Origin of the sequence: Streptomyces sp. NPDC059900 (assembly GCF_050270335.1) — a bacterium.
Classification (GTDB): domain Bacteria; phylum Actinomycetota; class Actinomycetes; order Streptomycetales; family Streptomycetaceae; genus Streptomyces.
Genome location: NZ_JBNNJZ010000207.1, coordinates 1 through 13,254, shown reverse-complemented (window position 1 = coordinate 13,254; position 13,254 = coordinate 1). Strand labels below are relative to the sequence as shown.

The 13,254-nt window shown below is 71.4% G+C and carries 10 protein-coding genes; 5 read left to right on the top strand and 5 right to left on the bottom strand.

The window, feature by feature from the left end; translation table 11 throughout:
- The 5 genes from ACQKIP_RS24585 to ACQKIP_RS24565 all read left to right on the top strand — a co-directional run.
- The coding region (locus tag ACQKIP_RS24585) for a carboxylesterase family protein (protein ID WP_427744074.1) at window positions 1-1,237 on the top strand (1,237 nt) is incomplete at its 5' end.
- 104 nt (window positions 1,238-1,341) lie between these two features.
- On the top strand, window positions 1,342-1,911 hold the full coding sequence (locus ACQKIP_RS24580) for a PadR family transcriptional regulator (RefSeq protein ID WP_365862508.1): 570 nt from the start codon (window positions 1,342-1,344) through the stop codon (window positions 1,909-1,911).
- Window positions 1,908-3,671 carry a sulfatase-like hydrolase/transferase gene (locus tag ACQKIP_RS24575; protein WP_427744071.1) on the top strand — a complete coding sequence of 588 codons (1,764 nt, stop codon included), beginning with the start codon at window positions 1,908-1,910 and terminating at the stop codon, window positions 3,669-3,671. The genes ACQKIP_RS24580 and ACQKIP_RS24575 overlap by 4 nt, the downstream gene beginning before the upstream one ends.
- 114 nt (window positions 3,672-3,785) lie before the next feature.
- Window positions 3,786-5,129 carry an MFS transporter gene (locus ACQKIP_RS24570; RefSeq protein ID WP_365862505.1) on the top strand — a complete coding sequence of 448 codons (1,344 nt, stop codon included), beginning with the start codon at window positions 3,786-3,788 and terminating at the stop codon, window positions 5,127-5,129.
- Window positions 5,130-5,188: 59 nt separating this feature from the next.
- A complete protein-coding gene (locus ACQKIP_RS24565) occupies window positions 5,189-6,427 on the top strand; it encodes an amidohydrolase (protein ID WP_365862503.1) in 1,239 nt (412 codons plus the stop codon).
- Between the two features lie 19 nt (window positions 6,428-6,446).
- On the opposite strand, the gene ACQKIP_RS24560 is transcribed toward ACQKIP_RS24565, so the two are convergent.
- From ACQKIP_RS24560 to ACQKIP_RS24540, 5 genes are all read right to left on the bottom strand, one after another.
- Window positions 6,447-7,628: an acyl-CoA dehydrogenase family protein gene (locus ACQKIP_RS24560; protein WP_365862502.1), complete on the bottom strand. Its 1,182-nt coding sequence runs from the start codon at window positions 7,626-7,628 to the stop codon at window positions 6,447-6,449.
- A 2-nt stretch (window positions 7,629-7,630) separates the two neighbouring features.
- Entirely contained in the window at window positions 7,631-8,902 is a 1,272-nt protein-coding gene (locus ACQKIP_RS24555; RefSeq protein WP_365862500.1) for a CaiB/BaiF CoA transferase family protein, read from the bottom strand.
- Window positions 8,895-10,568 (bottom strand): acyl-CoA dehydrogenase family protein, encoded by a 1,674-nt coding sequence (locus ACQKIP_RS24550; protein WP_365862499.1) that lies wholly within the window; start codon window positions 10,566-10,568, stop codon window positions 8,895-8,897. Before ACQKIP_RS24550 ends, ACQKIP_RS24555 begins: the two co-directional genes overlap by 8 nt.
- Window positions 10,569-10,581: 13 nt before the next feature.
- Entirely contained in the window at window positions 10,582-11,952 is a 1,371-nt protein-coding gene (locus ACQKIP_RS24545; protein WP_365862498.1) for an MFS transporter, read from the bottom strand.
- 187 nt (window positions 11,953-12,139) lie between these two features.
- Window positions 12,140-13,054, bottom strand: coding sequence for a LysR family transcriptional regulator (locus ACQKIP_RS24540; RefSeq protein ID WP_365862497.1), 915 nt, complete (start codon window positions 13,052-13,054; stop codon window positions 12,140-12,142).
- Window positions 13,055-13,254: the final 200 nt, after the last annotated feature.

Below are 13,254 nucleotides of genomic sequence, written 5' to 3'. Positions count from 1 at the left end.
CACCGACCCCGCACGACCCCGCCCGGTCATGGTCTATCTGCACGGGGGCGACCACACCGACGGCGAGGGCGCCATGCACGGGGCCCAGCGCCTTGCCGCACAAGGCGATGTGATCGTCGTGACGGTCAACTACCGCCTCGGGGCCCTCGGTTACCTCGCCCACCCCGCTCTGGAGAAGGGCCACGGACGCGGCGAGTCGGGCAACTACGGCTTCCTCGACCAGCAGGCCGCCTTGCGCTGGGTGCGGCACAACGCGTCGGCCTTCGGCGGCGATCCCGGCAACGTCACCCTCTTCGGCCAGTCCGCCGGCTCCCACAGCACCTGCGCCCACCTGGTCGCCCCGTCCTCCGCGGGCCTCTTCGACCGGGTCATCTCGCAGAGCGGCCCCTGCGCGAGCGCCGACAGCAAGACCGGCCGTGCGGCGGCCCTGCGCCAGGGCGAGCGGACGGCCGCCGGGATCGGGAAGAAGCCCGGCGTCAAGAACTGGCGCAAGGCACCCGTCGAAGACCTGATCCACCCCTTCGGACAGGGGCCGCGCTACTCCCCCGTCTACGGCGGCGAGTTGCTGCCGCTGACACCCGAAAAGGCCTTCGCGAGCGGCCGTTTCAACAAGGTCCCGGTCCTCCAGGGCATCAACCACGACGAACAGCGGGCGATGGTCTACGGAATGGAGCTCGCCAAGAAGCAGACCACCGGCGACCCGGACGCGACGATCGACACGGCCGACTACCGGGCCCGCCTGGAGGAGGAGTTCGGCAAGGAGAAGGCCGCGAAGGTCGCCGCGCGCTATCCCGTCGGCGCCTACGACAACACCCCCGCCCTGGCACTCGCCGCAGCCCTCACCGACGCCCTCTACGCCGCGCCCGCCATCGACACCGGCCGCGCGCTCGCCGCCCGGGTGCCCACCTATGCGTACGAGTTCGCCGAGAAGGAGACGCCCTGGTACGCGGACCCGGCATACCCGAAGCCGGGTTTCCCCGCCGGTGCCGGACACCTCTTCGAACTGCCCTACCTCTTCGAGATCGACGACTACGAGAAGCTCTCCCACGCCCAGCGCGACCTCTCCGACGCGATGATCCGCATCTGGAGCGACTTCGCCCGCACGGGCAGGGCCGGCTGGCAGCCCGTCACCCCCGCCGGTCACCACACCCTGTCCCTCGCCTCGGGCCCCGGCGGCATCCGCCCGGTGGACTTCGCCGGGGACCACCGGTACGGCTTCTGGAAGTCCCTGAACTGACGCCCGCCGCGCGCCATCCATTGACGTCGCCTGCCTCGCGTGCATATATGAAGCCTCACATAGGTGAAGTTGCACATAGGTGCCCTGCCGAGGAGTCCGCGCCCGTGAAGTTCGAGTACGTCCTGCTTGGTCTGCTGACCCGGCGCCCCTACAGCGGCTACGACCTGCGCAAGTGGCTGGAGATCGAGGGGCAGTTCCTGTGGGCGCGGGCTCACCACAGCCAGATCTACCGCAAGCTCGCGCAGATGGAGGCCGACGGCTGGGTGCGGCACGAGATCGACGCACGCGAGGGCCGGCCGGACGCCAAGGTGTACCGGCTCACGCCCCGCGGCCACGAAGTCCTCCTGGAGTGGGTGCGCTCGCCCTACGAACCGCCGAGCCGCTTCCAGGAGATCGACTTCATCGCCCGGTTCAGCATCACCGGACCGCTCGACCGGGCGGCGGCGATCCGGCTCGTGGAGAGTGAACTCGCCTACCGGCGCGCGCAGATCGCGCACAACCGGGGACGGGACCGCACCTTGCGCTACGAGGATCCGGCCCCCGGTCTCGACCAGGAGCTGGATCTGCAGATCCACCACGTCCTGCACGGACTCGGCGCGGCGGCCATGGACCGCTGGGTCGCCTGGCTGGAGCGGACCCGGCAGAGCCTGACGGAAGGAAAGCCCCTCCGATGAAGGCCATCATGGTGATGTTCGACAGCCTCAACCGGCACATGCTGCCGCCCTACGGAGGCGACTGGACCCACGCGCCGAACTTCGCCCGCCTCGCCGGGCGGGCCGTCACCTTCGACAACGCGTACGCGGGCTCGATGCCCTGCATGCCGGCCCGCCGCGAGATCCACACCGGGCGGCACAACTTCCTGCACCGCAGCTGGGGCCCGCTGGAGCCGTTCGACGACTCCATGCCCGAACTCCTCAAGCAGCACGGCGTCTACACCCACCTCATCAGCGACCACCCGCACTACTGGGAGGACGGCGGCGCCACCTACCACGGGCGCTACAACACCTGGGAGTTCTTCCGCGGCCAGGAGGGCGACCCCTGGAAGGGACAGGTCGCCGAGCCGGACATACCGGAGGACCTGAAGCGGATGCGTTTCGGCGTCTACCGCCAGGACTGGGTCAACCGTCCCCACATGGCGACCGAGGACCGGCACCCGCAGACCCTCACCTTCGACGCGGGCCTGGAGTTCGTGCGCACCAATCAGGACGCCGACCGGTGGTTCGTCCAGATCGAGACCTTCGATCCGCACGAGCCGTTCTTCAGCCACCAGACGTACAAGGACCTCTATCCCCACGACTACGAAGGACCGCACTTCGACTGGCCCGACTACAAGCGGGTCGTGGAGAGCCCCGACCAGGTCGAGCACGGCCGGTTCGAGTACGCGGCGCTCCTGTCGATGTGCGACCACTCGCTGGGGCGCGTCCTGGACACCATGGACGAGCTGCGGATGTGGGACGACACCCTGCTGATCGTCTGCACGGATCACGGCCTGCTGCTCGGCGAGAAGGGCTGGTGGGGCAAGAGCGTCCAGCCCTGGTTCAACGAGCTCGTCCATCTGCCGCTCTTCGCGTGGGATCCGCGGGCGGCCACCGCGGGCGCGCGGCACGAGGCGCTGGTGCAGACCGTCGATCTGGCCCCGACGTTCCTGGAGTTCTTCGGGGTCGACCGCCCGTGCGACATGCGAGGCGAGCCGCTGCCCATCGCCGAGGACGTCCCCGTACGCGAGGCGGGTCTGTTCGGCATGCACGGCGGGCACGTCAACGTCACCGACGGCCGCCACGTCTACATGCGGGCGCCCGCGTCGCCCGACAACGCGCCCCTGTACGAACACACCCTGATGCCGACGCACATGCGGGGCCGCTTCTCCCCCGCCGAACTGGCAGACCTGGAACTAACCGGGCCGTTCGACTTCACCAAGGGTGTCCGCACCCTGCGCGTGCCGGGCCGCACCCTGGTCAACCCCCACCACCACGGCACCCTCCTCTTCGACCTGGCGACCGATCCGGAGCAGCACACTCCCCTGGTCGACGATGCCGCCGAACTGCGCATGGCCACCTTGATGGTGGAGCTGATGCGGGCCGAGGACGCCCCGCCCAGCCAGTACGAACGGCTCGGACTGCCCGCCGAGGGGCCGGTGACCGAGCAGCATCTGCTCGTCAGGGCCCAGCGCGAGCAGGCACAACGGGCCGCGCAGCCACTGCCCCTCGCCGAGGACTACCCCGAGGGCCGGCTCTCGCTGCGCACGCCCCTCAAGGCGCTGCTCTCCGATCCGGTGGCCGTCGAGGTGCTGCGCAGGCACCTGCCCGGTGTCGTCGACTCCGAGCTCCTGCAGATGCTGGGCGCCGCACCGCTCATCGACGTCGCCGCGATGGCCGGAGCGCTGTTCCCCGCAGCGGGCCTGCGCCTCGTCGCCGAGGAACTCGGACGACTCTGAGGCCCCCCGGCCACGTGGGCCGGTGACGGGGTTGCAGCCCCGTCACCGGCGTTCGCCCGCCGTCTCCCCCGCAGATCTCCCGCCAAGAAAATCGCAGAGAAAAGAGAGGGCGCGATGCCCGAGCTTAGTCAGCGCACCGGCATGCCCGTATCCGAGGTCAAGGTCAAGGGGCGCTGGCGGCAGCTGTCCCTGCTCGGCGGCACCATGCTCGTCGACAGCACCGAGGCGAGCCTGGTCAGCAGCCTGTTCCCGCTGATCCGGCAGTCCCTGGGGGTCTCGCTCGGCGCCCTCGGCGTCCTGACCGCCGCGGGGAAGGTCGCGGGCGCGTTCACCGGGCCCCTGTGGGTGTGGGCCGCGCAGCGCTGGTCGCGCAAGAGCGTCCTGGTCGTGGCCACCGGGCTCTGGGGCGTGTGGGGCGTGGCCGCGGGCTTCTCGCAGAACTTCGGCCAGCTCCTGGTCCTCTACACCGTCCTGGCGGCGGGCTACGCTGCCGCGCACCCCATCATCACCGAGCTGATCGGCGATCTCTTCGGCGGATCGTCCCGCGGCCGTGCGGTGGGTGTGGTCTACGGCGCGGTCTCCCTGGTCAGTGCCGGGATCGGCCCGCTCAAGGGCCAGCTCGCGGGCGTCGACGACGGCTGGCGCTGGGGCCTGTGGGGCATCGGCGCCTTCAACATCCTGCTGGGCATCGGGCTGTGGGTTTGGTTCCGCGATCCGGGGCGCGGCGCGGCCGAGGAACAGCTCGCCGACCTCGACCGCGCCACGCGCGACGCCCACTCGAAGCTCACCCGGGACAAGGTGCTCTCGCTGCTGGGCATCCGCAGCCTGGTGGTCCTGCTGATCTCGCGGCTGATGTCGGGCCATCTCCTGGTGGGCACGTTCGGAGTGGTCTTCCTGGTGGACGTGTACGGCTTCAGCACCCAGAAGGCCTCGATCGTGCTGCTGCCCTTCGGCGTCGGCTACTTCCTCGGCACGCTCCTGGGCGGCGTCGCTGCCGACTGGGCGCATCGGCGCAGCCCGCGCCACGGCCTCGTGGCGGTCCTGCAAGCGGCCCAGTTCGTCTTCGCTCTCGTGGCCTACTTCGGTACGCAGTTCGACTACGGCAGCATCGCCCTGTTCGGTGTCTTCTTCGCCCTCATGGGCGCGACCCAGGGGGTCAACCCGAGCGTCAACCGGCCCATGGTCATGGCGATCACGCCGCCCGAACTGCGCGGAGCCGCCTTCGCGGTCTACGTCTCGGTCTTCGAGGCGATCGCCTGGGCCGGCTTCAGCCTCGGCGCGGGGTTCCTCGGCGACGCCGTCGGACTGCGCACGGTCTTCCTGTGGGTCCTCGTGCTTCTCATGCTGGCCAACGGCGTGTTCCTGACCCTGCTCTACCGTCCGTACGCCGATGACGTCGCCCGCGTCCAGCGGGAGCTGCACGCCCGGCGCGAGGCCGCACTCCTTGTGCGAGGGTGATCCCGTACCTCCACCGTCTCGACGCCTCGTACGTCTCGAACGCAAGGAGCCGGATACCGATGGCAGCCACCGCAGCGAGCCTGGCCCTGGACGTGACCTCAGGGCTGCGGGCGAGTGCCCTCGAGGACTATTACCGGGATCTGCACCGCCACCCCGAGCTCTCCTTCCAGGAGCACCGCACGGCCGGGATCCTCGCCGGGCGGTTGCGCGACGCCGGGTACGCGGTGACCACCGGCGTCGGCGGCACGGGTGTCGTGGGCGTCCTGGAGAACGGCGACGGGCCCGTGGTGTGGCTGCGCGGCGACATGGACGCGCTGCCCGTCAAGGAGACCACGGGCCTCGCGTACGCCTCCACCGTGGACGGCGTCATGCACGCCTGCGGCCACGACACGCACGTGACCTGGCTGACGTTCGCGGCCGACGCGCTCGCGGCGGCCCGCGAGACCTGGGCGGGCACGCTCGTGGTGATCGGGCAGCCCGCCGAGGAGGCGGGCGGCGGGGCGAGCGCGATGGTCGCCGACGGGCTGCAGGAACGCTTTCCCCGCCCCGACGCGGTCTTCGGCCAGCATGTCGCCCCCGGCCCGGCGGGTTTCGTCGCCCACACGCCGGGGCTGATCATGTCGGCCGCCGACAACGTGGAGATCGTGGTGCACGGCGTCGGCGGCCACGGCTCACGGCCGGAGGCCGCCGTCGATCCGGTGGTGACGGCCGCCTACATCGTCACCCGGCTGCAGACCGTGGTCTCCCGCGAGGTGTCCGCGTCGGACGCGGTGGTGCTCACCACCGGGCAGTTCCACGCGGGGCAGCGGCCCAACATCATCCCGGCGGAGGCCCGGCTCGGCCTCAACCTGCGGACGCAGGACGAGGCGGTGCGCGAGCGGGTCCTGGGCGCCGTCCGCCGCATCGCCGAAGGCGAGTGCCTGGCCGCCGGGTGCCCCGCGCCGCCCGAGGTGACCGTCGGCGCCAGCTTCCCGGCCACCGTCAACGACGCCGCGCTCGACGCGGAGATCGCCGCCGTGCACCGGGAACTGTTCGGCAAGGACAGCGTGTTCGACTTCGGGCCCGCGATGGGCAGCGAGGACTTCTCCGTCCTCGTGCCCGCCGGGGTGCCCTACGACTTCTGGTTCGTGCCCTCGACGGCGCACGCCACCTGGCAGGCGGCGCCGGGCAAGGAACTCGCCGAGAAGTTCACCGGCGTACCGGCCAACCACAGCCCGCTGTTCGCCCCGGACCTCTCCGTCCTGCTGCCGGGCGTGCAGACGCTGGTGGGGGCGGCGCTGCACAAACTCGGCGCGTAGGGACCCCAGTCGGCGGGCGTCAGCGGAAGGCCGCGTGGCCGGTGAGGGCCTGCCCGAGGGCGAGCGTGTGCATCTCGCTCGTGCCCTCGTAGGTCAGCACGGATTCGAGGTTGTTGGCGTGCCGGATCACCGGGTACTCCAGCGAGATGCCGTTCGCGCCGAGGATCGTGCGCGCGGTGCGGCAGATCTCGATGGCCTCGCGTACGTTGTTCAGCTTGCCGAAGCTGATCTGGGCCGGGTGGACCCCGGCGGGCGAGTCCTTGAGCGCCGACAGGTGCAGGGCGGTCAGGGTCGCCTTGTGCAGTTCCAGGGCCATGTCCACCAGCTTCTGCTGGGTCAGCTGGAAGCCCGCGATCGGCCTGCCGAACTGCTCGCGCTGCAAGGCGTAGTCGCGCGCCGCCCGCCAGGCGGAGCGGGCGGCGCCCGTGACACCCCAGACGATGCCGTAGCGCGCCTCGTTCAGGCAGGTGAGCGGGGCACCGACACCGCGCGCCTCCGGGAGCAGCGCGGAGGCGGGCAACCGCACGTCGTCCAGGACCAGTTCACTGGTGACGGAGGCGCGCAGCGACATCTTGTGCTTGATGACGGGGGCGGAGAAGCCGGGGGTGCCGGTGGGCACGACGAAGCCGCGTACGCCGTCCTCCGTCTGCGCCCAGACGACGGCGACGGCCGCCACCGAACCGTTCGTGATCCACATCTTGCGGCCGTCGAGGATCCAGTCGTCGCCGTCCCGGCGCGCGCGGGTCGTCATCGACGCCGGGTCGGAGCCGTGGTCGGGTTCGGTCAGGCCGAAGCAGCCGATGGCCGAGCCTTCCGCCATGCGCGGCAGCCACTCCTGCTTCTGCTCTTCCGAGCCGAAGCGGTGGATCGCGAACATCGCCAGGGACCCCTGTACGGAGACGAAGGAGCGCAGCCCGGAGTCCGTGGCTTCCAGTTCACGGCAGGCGATTCCGTACGCCCGCGCCGACATACCCGCGCAGCCGTAGCCCTCCAGGTGCATGCCGAGCAGGCCCATCTTGCCGAATTCGCGGGCGAGTCCGGGCAGGTCCGGCAGCCCGCCGGACTCGAACCAGTCGGCGATGTGCGGCTCCACCCTGGCGTCGAGGTACTGGCGGACCGTGTCGCGTACGGCGCGCTCCTCGTCGGTGAGCAGGGCCTCCAGGTTGAGCGGGTCGACGGCGTCGAGAGCGCGGAACGGCATGGTCAGGCTCCTTGCGAGGGGTGCGCGGGGTGCGGGTGCTCAGCGTGTTCGGGGTGCTGCGGGCGGTCCGGCTGCTGCGGGTGGTCGAGCAGACGGTCGATGTCCGCCTCCGCGTAGCCGAGTTCGGCCAGTACGTCCCTGCTGTGCAGGCCGAGGGTGGGCGGTGCGGTGCGTACGGCGGGGCGTTCGCCGCGGAAGCTGACGGGGAAGGCGACCTGCTGGAGCGGGCCCACGTCCGGGTGGTCGACCTTCTGGACCATGCCGAGCGCCTCGGTCTGCGGGCAGTCGTAGACCTCGTCGAGGGTGCGGATGGGGGCGACGGGGACGCCGCGCGGCTTGAGCAGCGCGCACCAGTGGGCCACCGTGTCGTCGACGAGGACCGCTTCCAGCTTGGCGTTGAGTGCGGCCCGGTGGGTGACGCGGGCGCGGTTGGTGGCGAAGCGCGGGTCGTCGGCCCACTCGGGGTGGCCGAGGGTCTGGCTGAGGCGGCGGAAGAGTCCGTCGCTGCCCACCGCGATCACGAAGTGGCCGTCGGACGCGGCATAGGCCTGGTACGGGACGAGGCTCGGGTGGCCCGAGCCGAGGCGGGTGGGCCGCTCCCCCGTGGCGAAGTAGCCGGTGGCCCAGTTGATGTGCAGGGCGAGCTGGGACTCGTACAGGGAGGTCGTGACGTACTGGCCTCGTCCCGTGCGCTCGCGCTCGACGAGGGCCGAGGTGACGCCGATGAGGCCGAAGAGCGCGGCGCCCAGGTCCCCCATGGCGTAACCGGCCTTGACGGGCGGCCCGTCGGGCTCGCCGGTGAGCGACATGAGACCGGCGCTGGCCTGCGCGACCATGTCGTACCCCGGCTCGTCGCGCAGTGGCCCGCTGTCGCCGAACGCCGAGATGTGGAGCAGGACCAGGCGCGGGTAGCGGGCGCTGAGGGTGCGGTAGTCGAAGATGTCGGCGAGGGAGCTGCCGGGGCGGAAGTTCTCCACCAGGACGTCCGCATCGGCGAGCATCCGGTGCACGGCCTCCTGCCCCCCGGGGGATTTGAGGTCCAGGGTCACCGAGCGCTTGTTGCGGTTGGCCGCCAAGTAGTACGTGGCGTCAGGGCCGTTGAAGGGCGGGCCCCAGGCGCGGGTCGGGTCGCCGCCCTCGGGGTGCTCGACCTTGATGACGTCCGCGCCGAGGTCGGCGAGGGACATGGTGACGTAGGGCCCCGCGAGGATCTTGGAGAGGTCCACGACCTTCATTCCGGCCAGGGGGGACGCGGGGCGGGACTCGTCAGGCATGTGCGGGGGCCTCCTCGGCCGTGGCGATCGGGACCTGTCCACCCTCGGCCAGTTCGGCCAGGTGGTCCAGGGCCGTTCGGGGCAGGGCGTCCGGGTCGTCCAGGAGCGCCTCGTAGGTGCGGGCGACCAGGAGCGCGCGGCCGTTGCCGGTCGTCCGCCGCTCGTGGTCGGCCTGGTCGTGCAGGAGCGTCGCCATGACGGCGTGCGTGAGTCTGTCGGCGTACCGTCCGATCCGCGCCTCCTGCTCCTCTTCGGGGAGTTCGAGGAGTGCGTCGCCCTGCTTGCGCAGGAGTTCCCAGCGGTGCCTCACCGGGGCGCGGTCGCCGTAGGTGTCGGCGAGGGTGCGGTGGGCGGCGGCGCGGCGCATGCAGCGCAGCACGTCGAGCGCGATGACGTTCGACGAGCCCTCCCAGATGGAGCCGAGGTGGGCGTCGCGCACGAGCCGTGGGTTGACCCAGTCCTCGATGTAGCCGTTGCCGCCCCGGATCTCCATGGCCTCGCCGGTGACGGTGCGGGCGCGCTTGCACAGGGTGTGCTTGGCGAGCGGGGTGAGGACGCGGACCAGCGCCTTGGCCTGCTCGTCTCCGTCGTCGGCGGCGGTGAGGCGGGCCGCGGCCTCCAGGACAAGGCCGAGCGAGGCTTCGGTGTCGAGGATCATCGGCAGGAGCGTGGCCCGCATCAGGGGCTGGTCGAAGAGGGGCTTGCCGAAGACGTGGCGGGCGCGGGTGTGGTCGACGGACTCGCGGACCGCGCGGCGCATCAGGGCGGTGGCGCGCATGGCGTTGGAGAGCCGGGAGACGTTCAGCATCTCGGCCATCTGCCGGAAGCCGTGGGCGAGTTGGCCGACGGGGGTCGCGTAGGCCTCCTCCAGGGTGACCTCGCCGCTCGCGATGGACCGGGATCCGAGCTTGTCCTTGAGGCGGTCGATGCGCACGGCGTTGCGCGTCCCGTCGGGCCGCAGCCGCGGTACGAGGAACATGCCGAGGCCGCGGGTGCCCTCGCCCTGGCCGGGGACGCGGGCGAGGGTGAGGGTCACGTCGGCGGCGGGGTTGGACGCGAACCACTTCTTGCCGGTGAGGGTCCAGTGCGTGCCCCGGTCGGTGGCGAGGGTCTGCGTCAGGCCGACGTCCGTGCCGCCCTGCTGCTCCGTCATGAACATCGCGCCGGTGGCCCGGTGTGCGGGGTCCGTGGAGGACAGGGCGGCGATCTCGGCGGCGTACCGGCCGGGGTCGAAAAGGCGCAGGATGCGGGCGGCGGAGTCGGTCATCGACAGCGGGCAGGCCATGCCGAACTCGGACTGTACGTAGAGGTAGGACAGGGCGTACTTGACGGTGTGCGGGATCGTGCCGGGCCAGCCGTGGACGCCGGGCCGGTGGGACATCGCGGCGAGGCCGAAGCGTTCGTAGGCGATCGCGGCGGCGCGGTCGTGGGCGGGGTGGTACTCGATCGCGTCGACGCGGGTGCCGTCCGGGGCGTACGGGATCAGGCGCGGCGGATGGGCGTCGGCGAGGGCGGCCTGCCGGTCGAGGTCGCCCGCGGCAAGCTCGCCGAGTTCCGCGAGCAGGGGCTCGACGCGGTTTCGGTCGTCGGGGGCGAGGCGGCGGTCGAGCAGGGGGCGCAGGGCGGGGTCGCGGTCGGCGAAGTTCCGGGGAGTCGGCGAGGACACAGGTTGCTCCAGGTCAGGCGGGTTGTGCGGTGCGGGAGTCGGCGGCAGCGGCGGTGGCCGGTTCGCCGGTGCGGGCGAGCAGGGGAAGGACACCGGCGAGGGTGAGCGCGGTGTAGGCGAGGCCCAGGGCGACGACCGGCCAGATCGAGCCGGAGGCCGTCAGGAGGTACTGCGAGACGATCGGCGCGGTCCCGGCGAACAGGGTCGTGCACAGCTGGTACGCGAGGGACATGCCGGTGTAGCGGACCTCGACGGGGAAGACGCGGGCGAGGATCCCGGCGAGCGCCGCGTAGTACATGGCGTGCGGGAAGGTCGCCAGGCCCATGCCGAGGACGGCGAGCCAGAAGTCGCCCGTGCCGACGAGGACGAACATCAGCGGCAGCAGGACGAACTCCGGGAGGAGCATCCACAACACGGCTTTGCGCACGGGCCACTTGGTGGCGAGGACGGCGCCGAAGGGCTGCACGATCACCTGCACGACGAGGGCGAGCGAGATGACCGTGAGGAAGGTCGTGCGGTCGAAGTCCAGGTCGGCGGTGGCCCAGGACAGGGCGAACGTCGTCTTGACGTAGGTGATCGCGACGCCTGCCGTGCCGGCGAGCACGCCGAGGAACACGAGCATCGGGGAGCGCGTGAGTACTTCCTTGACCGGCAGCTTGATCGTCTTGTTCCGGGCGAGGGCGGCCTGCATCTCGGGGGTCTCCGCCAGCCTGAGCCGGATGAACAGGCCGACGGCGACCAGGACGGCCGAGAACAGGAACGGCACGCGCCAGCCCCATGACTCGAAGGCCGCGTCCGGGAGCTGGGCCATGCCGAGGAAGGCGAGGGTCGCCAGGAGGTTGCCGACCGGGGAGCCCTGTTGGGCGAAGGAGCCGTAGAGCAGTTTGCGGCCCGGCGGTGCGTACTCGGTGGCGATGAGGACGGCGCCGCCCCACTCGCCGCCCATCGCCACGCCCTGGATCATCCGCAGCAGGACCAGGAGGATCGGTGCGGCGGCGCCTATCTGCGCGTACCCCGGCAGGAGTCCCACGCAGAACGTGGCGCCGCCCATCATCGTGAGGGTGGTGACCAGGGCCTTCTTGCGGCCGTACTTGTCGCCGAAGTGCCCGAATATCAGGCCGCCGAGGGGGCGGGCGAGGAAGCCGACCCAGAAGGTGGCGAAGGCCGCGAGGGTGCCCACGGCGGGTGAGGCGCCGGCGAAGAAGATCTTGCCGAGGACCAGGGCCGAGGCGGACCCGTAGATGTAGAAGTCGAACCATTCGATGGTCGTGCCGACGAACGCGGTGACGCCCGCGCGGCGCGCCTCGCGGGCGAGTCGGGGATCAGGGGCCTCGGGCGCCGGGGCTGCGTCCGGTTGCCCGGGGAGCGGGGCGTCTTGCTGCATGACGAGCGTCCTCTCGTGGCGGCAGATCCCGCGACGGAGGGCGGCGAGACGGGGAAGGCAGCCGAGCGGCCGGCGGCCGGTCCTCGCACCGTCGCGAGACGTGGATCACTCTGCCTTCCGCCATTAGGAGGTGTCCAAGACCAATAGCGGGCCGCACTGAGACGTCATCGAGCACAATCGAGCACAGTCAGCCGGTGGAATCCGGGGCGTCGGCAGGCACCGGCAGGACCTCGTCGGCCACGCGGAGCACCGCGTGCAGCGCGGCGGAGCGGTTGCCGGTGCGCCAGCCGAGCGCGATGGGCAGCACCGGCACGTCGTCTCCGGCGAGCGGCCGGAACACGACGTGCTCCAGATGGATGTTGCGGGCCGACGCCACCACGACCGCGAGACCGACCCCCGCCCCCACCAGGGCCAGCATGTTGTACGAGTCCGGCGCCTCCTGCACGATCCGCGGCGCGAACCCGGCCTCGTGGCAGGCCTGCACCATGGCCTCGCGCACGGCGGACTCGCGCGAGAGCGGGAACGTCACCAGGGGCTCGCCCGCCAGTTCGCTCACCGGCACCTCGGGGCGCGCGGCCAGCGGATGGCTGTCGGGCAGGGCGAGCACGAGCCGCTCCATGCGCACCACGCGGGCCGTGATGCCGCGCCGCACGGGCAGCGCCACGAACCCGATGTCCAGCGTCCCGTCGGCAACGCGCCGCAACGCCTCCCCCGTATACGTCTGGCCTTCGAGGACCAGCTCGATGCCCGGCAGCTGGGAGTTGACGGCGCGGGTGAGCAGGGGCAGCGCGGAGTAGCTGCTGGCCCCGGCGAAGCCGACGCTGACCCGGCCGACCTCGCCCAGATGCGCGGCCCGCACCGTGCGCCGCACCGCCGAGGCGTCGGCGAGCAGCCGCCGGGCGGGCTCCAGGAGCGCCTGCCCGGCGGGGGTGAGGCTGACGGTACGGGTGGTGCGGTCGAACAGCTTCACCCCGAGGTCCCGTTCGAGGAGCTTGATCTGCTGGCTCAGCGGCGACTGGGCGATGTGCAGGCGGTCGGCGGCGCGGCCGAAGTGCAGTTCCTCGGCGACGGCGACAAATCCGGACAGGTGTCTGAGCTCCACGCGGGTGACGATACGGCGCCGGTGGCGGCCCGGTGGCCGGACCGCCACCGGCAATTCGTCTGATCGTCTTCCCCTGTCCGGGTCGATGTGGGAGAACGCTCTGATGTGCGATGACGAACTGATACCGCCGCGGGCGGACCTGACCGAGAAGCAGTGGCTGCGGGCCGACGCTCCGCTCGCCGCGGACCTGACCGCCAAGT